The organism is Salinicola acroporae (genome assembly GCF_003206615.1).
GTDB classification, from domain to species: domain Bacteria; phylum Pseudomonadota; class Gammaproteobacteria; order Pseudomonadales; family Halomonadaceae; genus Salinicola; species Salinicola acroporae.
Genome location: NZ_PZJW01000003.1, coordinates 29,411 through 42,747, shown reverse-complemented (window position 1 = coordinate 42,747; position 13,337 = coordinate 29,411). Strand labels below are relative to the sequence as shown.

Sequence of the window (13,337 nt, the reverse complement as noted above, 5' to 3'; positions counted from 1 at the left end):
GTTATCTCCAAAGTTGACGGCTTTGATCGAGGTAGCGGATGTTTGCACGTCAGGATTCCCCACATAAGTAGGTACATCAGTGATACCGAAAGACGAAGACGACCTGCTCACTCGCTCCCGGGCGCTCTGCGACGCGATGGAAGAAGAGGACGACTGGCTGAAAAGAGAGGTGCTATCCCACGCCGGCAATCGCTGGGCTTTTGGAGTGATTCACGCGCTCATGGAGGGAGGGCGGTTGAGACACGCCGAGCTTCGCAGGCGGCTCGATGGCGTCACTCAGCGGATGCTAACGAGAACGCTGCGGCAGCTCGAGCGCGATGGGCTGATTCTTCGCCAGGATTACGAGGAAGTCCCGCCGCGAGTCGATTACGAGCTGACTCGGTTGGGGGAGGGATTTCTCCTAAAGATCATCCCCATGTGGCTCTGGATCTTCGAGCACGCGGAAGATTTCCGTCAGGCCCGAGAAGCGCATTCGATTGCAGCGGTTGAGGAGCGGGGCGATTCATTGCCCTGACCACCCAGTGAGGCGAGTAGCCGACGCACACCACGTGGCCACCGCCTGCCTCTCATAGCCTTGCTTCCTCTCGGTGCGCTGTCGACTCCCCGCCCCGCCCGCGCTAAATGGGTCGGTTTTGATGCAGCGTTGCAGAGGGCGCTAGGCCGCGCCAGCACTGGGGCGGCAGTGCGATTTGGCAGGCGGAAAAATAGTGCGTAATGATGCATTTTGCAGCCTACCCGACGAAAGGTGGGGGACCTTGGGTAGAGAAGTGCAACGGAACGGGGCAGAGTGATACCAAAGGTATTCCTAACAGGGCTTGAGATGGCTGACAGGTTCCGCCCCGCACGACTGGAACCGGACACAAGCCATCTCGCCATCCATCAGCATGACGGTCGGCGAGAATTCGGTGCTCTTCAAGCTTTTCGAGTACCTGTGCGCGGTGCGTCTCCTTGCCCTCGTAGCGGCCCGCAATGGGAGATTGTCCCATCGCGTTGAAGACTACGTCTTCGCGCAACGCGTTGAGGAAATCTTGCCCCAGCCCTCGCGGGCAAGTACGTCGAAGAGTGTTTTCAAATAAGCATGGTTTCCGTCCTCGACGGCCCTCATACTCTGAGCCCTTCCCCGTGTGGCGCCTCATCATAGAGCTCATTCAGCCCTGTGCGCAGCAGTTCCTGATGCGCTTCGGAACCATCAACGGGCAGTAGCGTGCGCCTGGCGATTTGCCAGTGCCCGTCATGCTTTTCCAGCTCCCACCGGTTCACTACCGCACGATGGATCCGGTATCCCGTGGACACCCCGTGATTTGGCAAGTCGCGTGGCGTACCCTCATGATCGAGATGGACGATCTGCAGATAGGAGGTCACCACCGCGCGATTGCCGCGCAGGTCGATCAGCGGCAGCCCCACAAAATGCGCAAGTCCTCCTCGTCGAGCTTCGTCATGCTCAGGCCGCTGAATGAACGCTGCGATATCCTTCGCGCCACGAGCGCCGTCCAACGTTGGTCCACGATCGAAGACGCCATCGTCGCGATAGACCGATATGGTGTAGTCAGCCGCTCCGGTGTCCGCGCTTGGTGGATGTGACGCGATCAGTTCATAGATCGCGAGTTTGTCTTCGACAAGACACAGTCTTTGTTCCAGCTCATGCACGTCCATGGTCCACCTCTTCTCGATTCCTGGTCATGAAGACAACCATCACCTGTAGTGATGTCATTGTATGCAGCTGGAAAAGAGTTCGATAATACTGATGAGGTTGACCATGATGCCGAACCGGCATCACAAAGCACTTTCGCCATGGGCCCGAGGATGGATCTCAGGAAGCTACACTATTTCGTGAAAGTGGCTGATGCGGGCAGTTTTCGACGCGCATCGGAGATGCTAAATATCGCGCAACCGGCCCTGACGCGTCAGATTCAGGCATTGGAAGCCGATCTGGGCGTGCCGCTTCTCTTCCGCTCCAAAAGCGGCGTTACGCTCACATCCCAGGGTGGACTGCTCGTCGCCGAGGCACGTGAAATCCTAATTCGTACGGATATGCTGCGCGAACTCGTCAAACCCGGTCGAGGCCAACCCAGAGGAGAGGTCCGACTCGGTCTACCCTCGGCCCTGGCGGACATGTTCTTCGGCATGGTCGTCGAGCGCACGAGAGCGAGATATCCAGACATTCAAATCATTTGCCGTGAGGGTGCTGCAGACCTGATCGAGAACGTAGAAAGTGGATCGTTGGATCTCGCCATCGTGAGCATAATATCCCGACGTGCGACCTATCAGTGCCATCTGGAGCATCTCGGAAGGGAACAGGATTATCTGATCACGCTGAAGCAAGACAGCCCTGCTGATCCATTCATCTCAATTGAGGACTTGCTGTCACTGCCTCTCGTTCTGACGCCACGTCCCAATGCGCGGCGTCAAAATCTTGAACGACTTGCCAGCAAGCAAGGCACTACATTGAACATTGTCGCCGAGGCCACGACCATGACTTCACAGCTGAACTGCGTCCTGCGGGGGCTAGGCTGTGCCGTCCTGCCTCTCAGTGCGGCTCAGCCCATGGCCCGTGCCAATGCGGTGCAAATCATCCCGATAGCCAAGCTCTACTCGCATAGAGCGCTTTTGCGAAGCGCAACATCGGACAATCCCGTCGCATCCGAAGTAGTCGCTAAAGAACTGCGCTGGATATTTTCTAGACCTGATTGGAGATCGTCAGGCATTCCTGGCTACGATTAGAGAACCTGCGATAAGGCGCTGCGATCCCGTTTATCAATTTAGCGAATAGATGCGGTCGGCTCTCTCGAGGAGTAAGCGGCCCACACCTCGCCCTTCATGGTCGGCGCGGACGAACATTCCAAACACGCTCCCGGTCTCATTGCGAACCATTGAAAAGCCCATGGGCGCTATATGAGTTCCCGCTGGGGATCGCCTTTGATGGGCTGTGTCACCGTCGTTCGGCTCGAGATGGGGGCACATCAGCTCGCGGAACCAGGCGACGAAGGCGTCGACCCGCGGCGACCGGTTCTGGCGGTGGGGATAGAGTATCGAAACGTCGAGTGGCTCGGCGGTGAACGTCGGCAATAGCTCGACCAGCGTGCCGTCCCGGAGCTGGTCCAGGACATCGTAGCGGGGGACCTGGATGATCCCCAGCCCCGCCTCGCAGCAGGCGATGTAGTTCTCGGCGCTGTTGACTCGTACCTGGCAGGGCAATTCGAGGTGCTGCGAGGCCCCCTCGCTATGGTAGTCGAACGTGCTGGCGTCACTGGTGCCCGTTTCGCTGGCGGCGTAGCCGACCAGACGATGGGCCTGGGTCAGAAGTTGATCGAGCGTGTGTGGCACGCCATGGCGGGCGAGGTATTCGCGGCTGGCACAGTTGACGATGTTCACCTGTCCAAGCCGCTGGACCACCAGTGCGCTGTCTTGCAGAGGGCCGAAGCGAACGGCGCAATCGATGCCTTCGGCAATCAGGTCCACCGGGCGGTCGGTCGCTCGCAACTCCAACTGGAGATTGGCGTGCTGGGCCAACCAGCCGGGGAGAGCCGGCGTCAGCAGGCGGCGACCGACCCGGCTGGGAACATCGACGGTGAGACGCCCGGACAGTTCGAGATGGGGCGGCAGGAACATGCGCTCCAGACGCTCGTTCTCCTCGATCAGGTGGCGGGCCCGGTCGAGCAGCCGCTCACCGTCGTGGGTCAGGTGAACTTGCCGGGTACTGCGATTCAGCAGGCGCGTGCCAATGGCTTTCTCCAGGCGCTGGATCGCCAGCGAAATCGAGGCTCGCGGCCACTCCAGCTTGTGCGCGGCACGAGTGAAGCTGCCCAGTTCGGCTACCGTGACGAACGCTCGCAGGCGGTCGATCCTGTCGGCGCGATGTCCTCCCGCGTGCCGCGATGGGCGATCGTCGGCAGGCATCACCAGGCGGCCACTCCTCGGCGGGATGTTCGCGGCCACACCCTTGCGGAGGCCAGAACCTGGGCGGCGAGGCACGGCAGCAAGCTCTGCGACGTATCGAGCAGGTGCAGGTTGGTGCGCGGGAAGTGGGCTGGCTGGGGGCTCGCGAACGCGTTAACCCGGTCGAACGACAGCCCAACGCAGCGCCCCGGTGCTTCCCTGTCGCCGCGCCGGCGTATCAGGGGGTGGTTGCGTTCCGCCACTGCCGTTCTCCTTCCGCCTTGTATTGCCGGCCTTTGGCACTTGCCCATCCGGCTACTTGGTAGTGTAGCCGCCGTTGGTCAGGATCGTCTGGCCCGTCATCCACCAGCCTTCGGTGACCAGATGACGAATCAACGGTACCACGTCCTCGATGTCGGTCAGCCCCGTCTTGCTGAACGATGACAGGGCGGCGGCGGATTTATGGAATGCCACGGCGTCCTCGCCCTCCTGGCCATAGAAGAACGGCGTGTCCATCGGACCGGGGCCGACGGCGGTGACGGAAATGCCGCGTTCGCCGAACTCTTGCGCGGCGGCTCGGGTGAAGTGTTCCACTGGCGCCTTGGCGCCGGCATAGGTGGAATAGAAGGGCGTGAAAGCGCCCAGCAGGGAGGTCACCAGAGTGACGATCTTGCCATGGTCGTCGAGCGTGCGACCGGCTTCCTTGAGGAAGAAGAAGGCGCTCTTGGCGTTGATGTCGAACATGCGGTCGTACTCGGCCTCGCTGATCTCCAGCATCGGCTTTTTCAGCACCATGCCGACGGTATTGACGGCAATGTCCAGGCTACCGAAGTGCGCCTTGGCGTCGTCGAACAGCCGGGTGACGTTGGCGGGTTGAGTCAGGTCTCCCGGGAACAGCTCAGCCTCGGCGCCAAGGGCCTTTACCTCTTGAGCCGTTTCCTCGGCAGCGCAAGGGGTGGCGTCGCTGTGATAGTGGATCGCGACTGCCTGCGCGCCGTTGCGAGCCAGGTCTCGGGCCAGCAGGCCTCCCAGGTTCTTGGCATCCCCGGCAATCAGCACGACTTTGTTCTGAAGCGTATGGTCAGCCATGACGGCACTCCTTGTGAGTCGGTGTGATGAATGTCCCGATGACAAGAAGCAGTCTAGTGATTCGTCTTCGCCAGATAATGCCCCTGGCCCGAACAACACTATCCAAGGCGATCGACCAATCGACAGTTCCATCCGCCGGCAATCCCGAGGCGATTCTGATTGTCACGGCCTTTCCTCCTCAGTTCGTCGCGCCCGATCACTATGCCCTGAGCTTCACGATCCTGGGGCGCTGTTTCTGGCGATGGAGGTGTTGGCGGTCGCGATCTCTGCCTTGCTGGGCAGCAGGATCGGCAAGTACCTGCGCAGCGGCAAGGCCATGCAGTGGTTCAACCGTGCCAGCGGCAGCCTGATGCTGCTCTCCAGCCAGGGGCTGTCGGCGATGAGGCGACCGGATAGCTGAGGGCTGAACGCCGGTAGCGTTCAGCGTCGATCCTCCCACTCCGAGCCGTAGAGCTTTCCAGATCCTCAAACCGGCGGTTTAGCGCGGATCCTTCGTGACGATGCGTCGATCCGACCGCCCCTCGTCGCCTTTCAGGCAGTGCCGACCGTAGATCCCCCTTTCGTATCGAGTATCCCAAAGTCGAATGGTCCCCGTTATGACTGTCTGACAAGCTGAATTCCAGATATTGAACTCAGTTCATAATACTGAACAAGAGGTGATTTGTGAGCGGACGTGGAACCGAGCGGGTTCTCGAATTGATCGAGTGGCTGTCGTTGCAGGTCGAGGCGCGCTCTTTGACCGAAATCGTCGCCGGGCTCGAGCTCCCCAAGAGCAGCGCCTTGATGCTCCTGCGTACGCTCGTCGACAAGGGCTATGTCGTGCGGGATGCCGACGGGCATTACCGATTGTTCCGGCTTCCCGGCGAGCACAACACGCAAAACCAGGCCTTCGGCACGCTCTGGAGGTTGGCCCTGCCTTACGTGGAAGAGGCGGTGGCGCAGACGCAGGAGAGTGCGTTTATCGCGGTACTGAACTCTTCTTCGCGGGTTGTTTACCTCAATAAATGCTTGCCCGAACGGGAAATACGCTACGACCGCGACATCACCATGACGCGAGTGGCAGAGCATGTGGCGAGTGGGCGCGTGTTGCTGGCGGGTATGGACAGAGACCGTCTCGAGACCTACCTGAGTGACCGCGCAGCCGAGAGTGACAACTCGGACAAGATCAGGCACTGGATCGAGAAAACTCGCGAAGATGGCTATGCGATCAATCTCGAGGGCCGCGTGGAAGGGGCCTCCGGACTGGCGGCCCCCATTCGCGATCACGCAGGCCGATACGTGGCCGCGCTGAACATTGCAGGACCGAAAGAGAGGGTGACTCGCGATCAGAGCAAGATCCTCGAGGTTCTGCTTACTACCGCCGAGAGTATCTCGCTGGCACTGGCGAATGCCTCGGCTCATCAAGCAGTTGGCAGACATCAGGAGTGATTACGATGACAGTAAACACGACAGGGCCGGGCAGCAGGTTCAAAGCCGTCATCGGGGGGCATATGGCCACCCTCGGCCGAGCGATCATGGGACTCTGCCTCGCTGGGTCAATGGCACTCGTACCCGTGGGTAGCGTCATGGCGCAGGACTTTCCCGGTCGCGGCATCGAGTTCGTCGCAGGCTATGGCCCCGGTGGTGGTCACGACACGCTGCTGCGCTCGATGGCGAAAGTCATTCAGAGCGAGGGGATTTCCGACGCCGCCATCAATGTCGTCAACAAGCCGGGCGGAAGTTCATCGGTCGCAATGGGGTATCTGAACTCGCACCGAGGCGACGCGCACTATCTCATGGCGGCAACCTCCTCGTTCATTACCACTCCCTTGATGTCGAACATCGGCCTCGACTATAGCGACTTCACGCCGATCGCCCGCCTTGGCATCGACCCGGAGCTGCTCGTCGTCAACGCTTCGGGCCCCTATCAGAGCCTCGAGGATATCGCCAACGCCGAGAAAACGTTGAATGTGGGCGGTACCGGCACCGGCTCAATCGAACAGATCGTTGCGGTCCAACTCGGCGAAGCCATGGGCAAGACGTTCAACTACATCCCTTTCCAGGGTGACGGCAACGTGACTTCCGCCTTGCTGAGCGGTCAGGTCGATTTCGTGATTACCAATCCCGGTCCGGTCAAGGACTTCATCGCCTCGAAACGCTTTGCCGCCCTGGGTATCAGTACCGGAGAACGCGTCGATCTTTTCCCTGATGTGCCGACCTTCAAGGAGAATAATTACGACATCGAACTCAGCCTGTTTCGAGGCGTCGTGGCCGCCGGTGATATCAACGAAGAGGGCAAGGATTATCTGGTTAGCATGGTAAAAAAACTCAGCCAGTCACCGGAATGGAAGACGTCTTATATGGAACCTAACTCCGTGGTGCCGGACTTTCTCGGTCCAGAAGATTTCGAGAACTATCTTGAAAAGATGAACGGCGTTTATAAGAAATCCTTGACCGATCTGGGCATCATCAAACAGTGACACTCCTGCATGGAGCCGACATGAAAACTTCGGAAATCGTGTTGCTGACCGGGATTTCGATATTCGCCGGGGTCCTGCTCTTCAATAGTCTGGACATGCCATTTTCCTCGGGCATGACCTTCGGTCCGGGATTCGTGCCCCTGATCGTTGCCGGTGCGCTGCTGCTGACCATCGCGATGAAGGTGCTGCACGGTCTGACCCCGCGTACCAGCGCTGGCGCGCAGGTCGAGATGAACGACAGCGAGGATCGCGTCGCAAGCACCGGAGACGCAGCCCCGCAGCGCGCACGATCACACCTTCATGCCGGTCTGGGCATTGTCGGGTTGATGGGCGTTATGGCGCTGGCGATCGCGAGTATGGGCTATATCGGCGTCATGACACCGCTGGCTCTGCTGATGATACTGGTGTCGTGGTACTTCGCGGGGCACTCCCTGATCCGGTCTATCGGCGTAACGCTTTTGGTCATGCTCGCGATCTACGGCGTCTTCGCCCTTTGGTTACGCATCCCGCTGCACTAATGCCAACGGCGCTTGCCGCTGTCACCTCCCGGCATCGTTATCGAACATTGAGGACGAGTGAATGTTAGACACACTGGCGAGTCTCGGCGGTGGGTTTTCGGACATACTGAATCCGCAGAATCTGCTGCTCATCTTCGTGGCCGGTTTGATAGGCACCGTCGTCGGTGCGCTGCCGGGGCTGGGGCCTTCGGCCGGTATCGCCCTGATGATGCCACTGACCTTCGGCATGTCGCAGACCGCAGGATTGTGCCTGCTGACCGGCGTCTATCTCGGCACCATGTATGGGGGCCGAATCACCGCCATTTTGATCAACACCCCGGGCGACGCGCCGGCCATCATCACCGCCTTGGAGGGGTACCCGCTGATGCGCCAGGGGCGTGGCGGCCTGGCGCTGGGCGTGTCCGCCCTGAGCTCTTTCATCGGCGGCACCATCGGCCTGGCAGTGCTGGTTTTCTTCGCCCCCGTGGTCGCGGAATACGCCATCTTTCTCGGGCCGTCGGAGTACTTCCTACTGATGGTGATTGGCCTGTCGACCATCGTCCTGCTCGCGGGCGACAACATCTTCAAGGCCGTCATCGCTACCCTGTTCGGGGTGCTGGTGAGCACCTTCGGCAGCGATTACATCTCGGGCTACGTGCGTTTCGGCTTCACCCCCGAGCTCATCGAAGGTATCGATTTCGTCGCCATTATCATCGGTCTATATGGGCTCGGGGAGGTGTTCTTCAATCTCGAGAAGCGGATCGTCCTCAACCTGGGCAGGCCCGAATTTCGGTTCAGCGACTACTTCCCGGATCGCGGCAGCCTGAAGACCTCGTTCTGGCCGGTGATGCGTGGCGGGGTACTCGGTACCTCGGTCGGGATTCTGCCCGGTGCTGGCGCCACGGTTGCGACCTTTCTCTCCTACGCGCTGGAGCGCAAGCTCTCACGACGCCCCGAGAAGTTCGGCGATGGCGCCATAGAGGGCCTGGCCGGCCCCGAGTCCTCCAATAATGCCGGCGTACCAGGCTCTCTGATCCCGTTGATCACGCTTGGGATCCCCGGCTCCGGCGGCACCGCGATCATGCTCGGGGCACTGATCATGTTCGGCATGCAACCCGGGCCGCTGCTGATGATCCAGTCGGGCGACGTCGTCTGGGCCATGATCGCCGGGCTGATCGTCGGCAACGTGTTCCTGCTCGCCTCCAACGTGCTGCTGATCCCGGTGTTCATCAACGCCCTTCGCCTGATCCAGAACCACCTCTCCAGCATCGTGCTGGGGCTCTGTGTCGTTGGCGCGTTCTCTCTCAATTACGACATCTTCAACATCTGGATCGTGCTGGTCTTCGGCGCGGTGGGCTATCTGATGAAGAAGAACGACTACCCGACCGGGCCCTTCATTCTCGCTGTCGTGCTGGCACCGCTGACGGAGAACTACTTCCGCCAGACGATCATGCAGGCCCAAGGGTCATGGGACGTCTTCGTGACGCGACCGGTATCGCTCGGGCTGCTGATCTTTCTTGTCCTGATCGTGGCTGCCAGCATCGCGAAGAAAGTCGTGGCGAAACGCCGCGGCGATACGACTCCTTGATCCTCGAGACGACACCCTCGACCCAATCGGCAAGGCTTACCTATGTCTCCCACACACGATTCGCACACTGCACAAGACCGTTGGCAGGAACAGCTCTTCTCCGGCGAGACCAGCGCGGCGCTCGCCGGCGTCAAGGTTCTGGACTTGTCGCGACTGGTCGCGGGCAACATGACCTCGATGCAGCTTGGTGACTTCGGCGCCGACGTCGTCAAGGTAGAACCCACCCCTGCCGGAGACCCGCTCCGAGCCTGGCAGAGTGAAGGTGTTTCCTCGTTCTGGAAGGTCTACGGGCGCAACAAGCGCAGTCTGGCGCTGGATTTTCGCCGCGAGGGTGCGGTGGCGCTGCTGCGTGAGCTCATCGCCAGCGCCGACGTGCTGATCGAGAACTTCCGCCCCGGCACGCTGGAGAAGATGGGCCTGGCACCGGAAACGCTGCTTGCGGCCACCCCCTCGCTCATCGTGCTTCGCGTGTCGGGCTTCGGTCAGTCCGGCCCTTATAGTTCGCGCCCCGGGTTCGGCACCGTGGTCGAAGGCATGTCCGGCTTTGCGGACCGCAACGGTGAAGCGGGGGGCGGACCGCTGCTCCCACCGCTGGCGCTGGCCGACATGATCGCGGGCATCTACGGCGCCTTCTCGACGGTCATGGCGCTTCGCGTGCGTGACCAGACCGGCCAAGGGCAGGTCATCGATCTTTCCCTGCTTGAGCCGATCATTTCCACTCTGGGACCGGAAGCGCTGGATTTCGCACTGACCGGCATGGCCAAGCCCCGAGTCGGCAACGGCTCCAATACCTCCAGTCCCCGCAATGTCTACCGCACTGCCGACGGCGAATACATCGCCATCTCGGGGTCGATGCAGAGCATGGCCGAGCGTCTGTTCAGGCTGATGCGGCGCGAGGATCTGCTCGAAGATCCCCGCTACGCCACCAACGCCGCTCGCGTTGCGCATCGTCAGCAGGTGGATGAGATCGTCGGTGAGTGGGTCGGCCGCTTCGAGCGCGAGGAGTTGGTCGCCCTGTTCGAGCGTGAACATATCACCGCTTCGCCGATCTACGACATCGCGGCCATCGCCGAGGATTCGCATTTTATCGAGCGTGGCGTCTACGTGCGCGTACCCGACGAGGAACTCGGGAGCGTGCCGATGCATGCACCGGTGCCCAGGCTCTCCGGCACGCCGGGGTCCATCTTCCGCCCAGCACCGGCACTCGGCGCCGACTCAAGGGCCGTGCTTGCTGATTACGGCCTGCCGGCCGAACGAATCGACAGCGTGATGCGTGACGGCATCGTCGGAGGGGCGCACCCATGACCCTACCGCTCTGGCGCTCCCTGCTGTACATCCCGGCCAACAACGATCGCTTCATCGCCAAGGCAGCCGAACGCGGTGCTGACGCCATCATTCTCGATCTGGAGGATAGTGTTCCCTTCGAGTGCAAAGCCGAAACCCGGCAGAGCCTGGCAGGGACGATCGATGCACTGGCAGGGCAGGGCAGCGATATTCTGGTACGTGTGAACCCGGCCTTGCGTCTCTGCGTGGAGGACATCGCTGCCGCGGTCAGACCCGGAGTGGCCGCACTATTTCTGCCCAAGATAGCCTCGGTGGGGCACCTCGAGCTGCTCGACGACTACATTGCCGAGGTCGAGCGCGAGCGGAATATGGCGGTGGGCTCGGTGGCGCTGGTGCCAATGATAGAAACGCCCCAGGCGCTGTTGCAGTGTGAAGCGATCGCCAGCGCCAGCCAGCGCAATGTTGCCCTGATTCTCGGGGCGGAAGACCTGGCGTCAGAAGCCGGTCTGGTACCCTCTGCTGAAACTCTGCGTGCGCCCAAGCTGCGGGTCGCGATGGCGGCCAAAGCGGCCGGTCTGCTGGCGCTCGGGCTGCTCGATAGCGTCGCCCGGCTGGATTCCGAATCGGATCTCGACGACATGGCCCGGCGGGCGGCAGACCACGGTTTCGATGGCGCCACCTGTATTCATCCGGCGAGCGTGCCTGCGCTGAACCGAGGGTTCACCCCTTCGGCGGAAGCGCTCGAAACGGCGCGGCGAACGGTCAAGGCCATGGAGAGCGCCTGGGCATCCGGGAAGGGCGCGGCGAAGCTGGATGGTCGTATGATCGACCTGCCGGTCTATCATCGCGCCCAACGTCTCATCGCCCGATACGAGCATGTCGCCAATAGGAAAAAGATCGACCATTGACCCTTGCTATTCGAGGGGCGATCTCTCCTCCCGCACTGTGTCTCTTACTCAAGATGAGCTACGAGTGTGAGCACAGCGTGCCAATACCCTTTCGGACTGCTTGCCCCCGGCAATCGACGTCGCTGAAGGTGTCGACACAGGAGAGACACTCCCCTGGTCGAGAGAGCTTTCAGCATCTCTCCCATCGTGAATCATTCAAAGGGAGGGAGAGACTGTAGTGACCGAGTGAATCCGGGCATCCACTGAAGTGGCATCGCCTGCACTCTGCCGAGAGTGATTCATGGCCGAAAGAGGTCGCTCCTTTCCCACCGAGATCAGGTGGGAAGCCGCCAGGCTCTTACCCGACCGGGGTGACTTGGTCGCTGGGACCTCTCGCGCCGTCAATTTGCCGCCGCCGCGTCAATCGCTTGCGTTGCAGCGATATCACCCGCGTATGGGAAGAAGCGTTGAAGACATCTGTCGGCGGTGTGGGATCCTTAGGTAAGAGGCGTCGTGCCCATCTTCCCGATGCCGCCCTGGTTACCAAGGTGCCGGGGAGGACACTCCAGCATGGTGGCAGGCCGCGAGCTGTTAGCGATGAGGCAAGCGAATAGCCGAGAGTCGAACGACGGTAATGTTTGCCATCGATGCCTCCTCTCCTGGTCAGGGGTTGGCCGGTGAATGCCCTAGCAACTAGCTCCGTCGACGGTATCTGGCCGGTGGCAGTGACTGGCCGCGCCGGCTGAGGATGAGCCAGCGTATGCGGTCGGCCATCCAGGCCCTGGCGAGGTTCTCCTCATCGAATTGGCAATCGGTGATGACTACGGTGTGGTTCTTGCCAGGCACATGGAACGAGGGGTGATAGGCCGCCAATCGCTCGCCCTCGTGGCGGGGGCAGGCGCCGTAGCGGGTTTCCACGTCGGGCACGCCCGCTTCGCAGATGTGGACATCGTAGGCGATGGCGATCTGATGGCTGGCGTAGTAGAACCGCTGCAGGGCCGTGGTGTGGTGACGCAGGGTGCTATCACCGTTTTCCGGTAGAGACGGGTCATCGGGACTGGAGCGACGCATTTCATCCTCGATACGTGAACGCAGCAGATAACTTGTGTACTAAATGTACATAAAAGGTGCCTCGAGTACAAACTTCGCACCGGATATGAAACCTGATGAGGGGCACCGCTATCTGCGGGTTCAATTCTCGCTGTCGGATGGGGGCGTGGCGTCCGTCGTCGTGCGGTAGTCCGCCCTGGCGTCCTCGCTGCGATGTCGCTGGTGTTCGCGACTGGAGAGGCGTCTAGCGATCTGCTCGAGCAGCAGCAGATCCGCTTCATCCATGTCGCCGGACAGTACGGCCTGCTCGATCTGGCGCAGCGCCTCGGCGGACCTTTCGGAAGGCTGCCGCGAGTGGGGAGGTAGGGGTTCACCGATATGCCGGGCGTCGTCGGCGGGCGTCGGGGCATCGTCTCTCAGCATCTCCCCCCGGCCGTAGTCCAGCCACTCTTCGCGGATACCGAGCCAGCGGGCCAGCGCGACCTTCTTGTCATGGCCCGGGCGAGCTTCACCGTTCAGCCACTTGCTGGCGGCCTTGGGTGTGACACGCATGGCTCGGGCCAGGCGTGCGCCCATCCCATAGCCGTCCTTGCCTGCGCGACGGAGC

At 61.1% G+C, this 13,337-nt stretch carries 14 protein-coding genes; 9 read left to right on the top strand and 5 right to left on the bottom strand.

The features are described from left to right. Positions 1-136: 136 nt before the first annotated feature. The gene (locus tag DOM54_RS04300) at positions 137-514 is read left to right on the top strand and encodes a winged helix-turn-helix transcriptional regulator (protein ID WP_167406502.1); all 378 of its coding nucleotides are present in this window, start codon (positions 137-139) and stop codon (positions 512-514) included. Positions 515-1,101: 587 nt separating this feature from the next. Here the strand turns inward: DOM54_RS04300 and DOM54_RS04290 are convergent. Continuing rightward, positions 1,102-1,653, bottom strand: coding sequence for a nuclear transport factor 2 family protein (locus DOM54_RS04290; RefSeq protein WP_110715172.1), 552 nt, complete (start codon positions 1,651-1,653; stop codon positions 1,102-1,104). 51 nt (positions 1,654-1,704) lie between these two features. On the opposite strand from DOM54_RS04290, the gene DOM54_RS04285 reads away from it, so the two are divergent. Beyond that, positions 1,705-2,721, top strand: coding sequence for a LysR substrate-binding domain-containing protein (locus DOM54_RS04285; protein ID WP_110715171.1), 1,017 nt, complete (start codon positions 1,705-1,707; stop codon positions 2,719-2,721). Between the two features lie 33 nt (positions 2,722-2,754). Here the strand turns inward: DOM54_RS04285 and DOM54_RS04280 are convergent, their stop codons facing one another. Continuing rightward, entirely contained in the window at positions 2,755-3,897 is a 1,143-nt protein-coding gene (locus DOM54_RS04280; protein WP_110715170.1) for a LysR family transcriptional regulator, read from the bottom strand. A gap of 294 nt (positions 3,898-4,191) precedes the next feature. Then, positions 4,192-4,965 carry an SDR family oxidoreductase gene (locus DOM54_RS04270; RefSeq protein WP_110715168.1) on the bottom strand — a complete coding sequence of 258 codons (774 nt, stop codon included), beginning with the start codon at positions 4,963-4,965 and terminating at the stop codon, positions 4,192-4,194. Positions 4,966-5,212: 247 nt separating this feature from the next. Here DOM54_RS04270 and DOM54_RS19955 point away from each other — a divergent pair, with 247 nt between their 5' ends. The 7 genes from DOM54_RS19955 (at position 5,213) to DOM54_RS04240 (ending at position 11,701) form a co-directional block, all read left to right on the top strand. Then, the gene (locus tag DOM54_RS19955; protein ID WP_162619760.1) at positions 5,213-5,365 is read left to right on the top strand and encodes a hypothetical protein; all 153 of its coding nucleotides are present in this window, start codon (positions 5,213-5,215) and stop codon (positions 5,363-5,365) included. 263 nt (positions 5,366-5,628) lie between these two features. Further along, complete coding sequence (locus DOM54_RS04265; RefSeq protein ID WP_110715167.1) at positions 5,629-6,393, top strand: IclR family transcriptional regulator; 765 nt, start codon at positions 5,629-5,631, stop codon at positions 6,391-6,393. A gap of 5 nt (positions 6,394-6,398) precedes the next feature. Then, positions 6,399-7,424 (top strand): Bug family tripartite tricarboxylate transporter substrate binding protein, encoded by a 1,026-nt coding sequence (locus DOM54_RS04260; protein ID WP_206019014.1) that lies wholly within the window; start codon positions 6,399-6,401, stop codon positions 7,422-7,424. 20 nt (positions 7,425-7,444) lie between these two features. Then, positions 7,445-7,942, top strand: a complete 498-nt coding sequence (locus tag DOM54_RS04255) for a tripartite tricarboxylate transporter TctB family protein (RefSeq protein ID WP_110715166.1) — start codon at positions 7,445-7,447, stop codon at positions 7,940-7,942. Between the two features lie 61 nt (positions 7,943-8,003). Then, positions 8,004-9,509 (top strand): tripartite tricarboxylate transporter permease, encoded by a 1,506-nt coding sequence (locus DOM54_RS04250; RefSeq protein WP_110715165.1) that lies wholly within the window; start codon positions 8,004-8,006, stop codon positions 9,507-9,509. 42 nt (positions 9,510-9,551) lie between these two features. Next, on the top strand, positions 9,552-10,814 hold the full coding sequence (locus tag DOM54_RS04245; RefSeq protein WP_110715164.1) for a CaiB/BaiF CoA transferase family protein: 1,263 nt from the start codon (positions 9,552-9,554) through the stop codon (positions 10,812-10,814). Then, entirely contained in the window at positions 10,811-11,701 is an 891-nt protein-coding gene (locus DOM54_RS04240) for an HpcH/HpaI aldolase/citrate lyase family protein (protein ID WP_110715163.1), read from the top strand. The genes DOM54_RS04245 and DOM54_RS04240 overlap by 4 nt, the downstream gene beginning before the upstream one ends. A gap of 672 nt (positions 11,702-12,373) precedes the next feature. Here DOM54_RS04240 and DOM54_RS04235 read toward each other — a convergent pair. Both DOM54_RS04235 and DOM54_RS04230 read right to left on the bottom strand, forming a co-directional pair. After that, entirely contained in the window at positions 12,374-12,751 is a 378-nt protein-coding gene (locus DOM54_RS04235; protein ID WP_110715162.1) for a hypothetical protein, read from the bottom strand. Positions 12,752-12,871: 120 nt separating this feature from the next. Continuing rightward, the gene (locus DOM54_RS04230; protein ID WP_110715161.1) at positions 12,872-13,306 is read right to left on the bottom strand and encodes a helix-turn-helix domain-containing protein; all 435 of its coding nucleotides are present in this window, start codon (positions 13,304-13,306) and stop codon (positions 12,872-12,874) included. Between the last annotated feature and the right edge of the window lie 31 nt (positions 13,307-13,337).

What these genes read in the sequence shown, in the direction of transcription:
- DOM54_RS04260 (WP_206019014.1), top strand. Translation starts at nt 6,399, where the DNA reads ATGACAGTAAACACGACAGGGCCGGGCAGCAGGTTCAAAGCCGTCATC.
- DOM54_RS04280 (WP_110715170.1), bottom strand. Translation starts at nt 3,897, where the DNA reads ATGCCTGCCGACGATCGCCCATCGCGGCACGCGGGAGGACATCGCGCC.
- DOM54_RS04270 (WP_110715168.1), bottom strand. Translation starts at nt 4,965, where the DNA reads ATGGCTGACCATACGCTTCAGAACAAAGTCGTGCTGATTGCCGGGGAT.
- DOM54_RS04235 (WP_110715162.1), bottom strand. Translation starts at nt 12,751, where the DNA reads ATGCGTCGCTCCAGTCCCGATGACCCGTCTCTACCGGAAAACGGTGAT.
- DOM54_RS04255 (WP_110715166.1), top strand. Translation starts at nt 7,445, where the DNA reads ATGAAAACTTCGGAAATCGTGTTGCTGACCGGGATTTCGATATTCGCC.
- DOM54_RS04250 (WP_110715165.1), top strand. Translation starts at nt 8,004, where the DNA reads ATGTTAGACACACTGGCGAGTCTCGGCGGTGGGTTTTCGGACATACTG.
- DOM54_RS04230 (WP_110715161.1), bottom strand. Translation starts at nt 13,306, where the DNA reads ATGGGCGCACGCCTGGCCCGAGCCATGCGTGTCACACCCAAGGCCGCC.
- DOM54_RS04240 (WP_110715163.1), top strand. Translation starts at nt 10,811, where the DNA reads ATGACCCTACCGCTCTGGCGCTCCCTGCTGTACATCCCGGCCAACAAC.
- DOM54_RS04300 (WP_167406502.1), top strand. Translation starts at nt 137, where the DNA reads ATGGAAGAAGAGGACGACTGGCTGAAAAGAGAGGTGCTATCCCACGCC.
- DOM54_RS04290 (WP_110715172.1), bottom strand. Translation starts at nt 1,653, where the DNA reads ATGGACGTGCATGAGCTGGAACAAAGACTGTGTCTTGTCGAAGACAAA.
- DOM54_RS04285 (WP_110715171.1), top strand. Translation starts at nt 1,705, where the DNA reads ATGTCATTGTATGCAGCTGGAAAAGAGTTCGATAATACTGATGAGGTT.
- DOM54_RS04245 (WP_110715164.1), top strand. Translation starts at nt 9,552, where the DNA reads ATGTCTCCCACACACGATTCGCACACTGCACAAGACCGTTGGCAGGAA.